The organism is Streptomyces flavofungini (assembly GCF_041028215.1).
GTDB classification, from domain to species: Bacteria; Actinomycetota; Actinomycetes; order Streptomycetales; family Streptomycetaceae; genus Streptomyces; species Streptomyces flavofungini_B.
The window spans coordinates 1-759 of sequence record NZ_JASKYR010001416.1; the positions used below are offsets into that span (position 1 = coordinate 1).

Here is a 759-nt window from a genome sequence, read left to right on the forward strand (position 1 = left end):
GGGCGAACGGGCGCGGCAGCGGCAACCGCCCGGACAGACGCGCCGCCCACCGGCCGCGCTCCCCCCGCGCCACGCGCCCCACCGCGAGCGCGTCGACGGTACGCAGCCGCCCGGCCCGCCAGGCGCTCGCCCAGGCGGTCAGCGTGACCAGGCCGAGCGCACCGGCGACCACGGCAGCGTCCACCCACGGGACGACGGCAAGCGGGGTCGTGCCGTAGACGTCGGCGGTGTCCGACAGCACCGGCACGGCCAGGAGGTGGCCCGCGACGAGCCCGAGCGCGGTGCCGATCGCCGCGGGGATCAGGGCCTGGCCCACGTAGGCCCGTACGACTTGGGCGGGGGTGAGGCCGACGGCCTTGAGGACGCCGATCCTGCGCGTTCCCGCGCCCACACTGCCCGCCACCACGTTGCCCACGATGAGCACCGACATGACCAGGCCGAGCACGCCGAACGCCAGGAGGAAGGGCACGTAGAGCGCGGTGTCGCGCTCGGCGGACGCCTTGACGGTGAGCCAGGACCGCGTGCCGGTGATCGCGGTCACCCCGGCTGTCACGGCCTTCCGGCCCGCCGCGACCCGCGCGGCGGTGTCGGCGGCGGCGAAGCGGTACAGCATCTGGTGGCCGCCGGGGCGTTCGGGCGTGACCAGTTCGGTGACCTGGGCCGGGGTCACCCACAGCGYCGASCRCYGTCCGGGYGGSSGAGCGGGCCGCGCCGACCACCGTCAGGGCGGGGGTGCCCGGCAGATCGGGAAAGGTCAGT

1 protein-coding gene is annotated in these 759 nt (G+C 76.5%); it reads right to left on the reverse strand.

Going from position 1 to position 759, the window contains the following annotated elements; genetic code table 11:
- Positions 1–670 (reverse strand): ABC transporter permease (locus AB8Z36_RS41390; RefSeq protein WP_369218483.1); only part of this gene is annotated, 670 nt, incomplete at its 3' end.
- Positions 671–759: the final 89 nt, after the last annotated feature.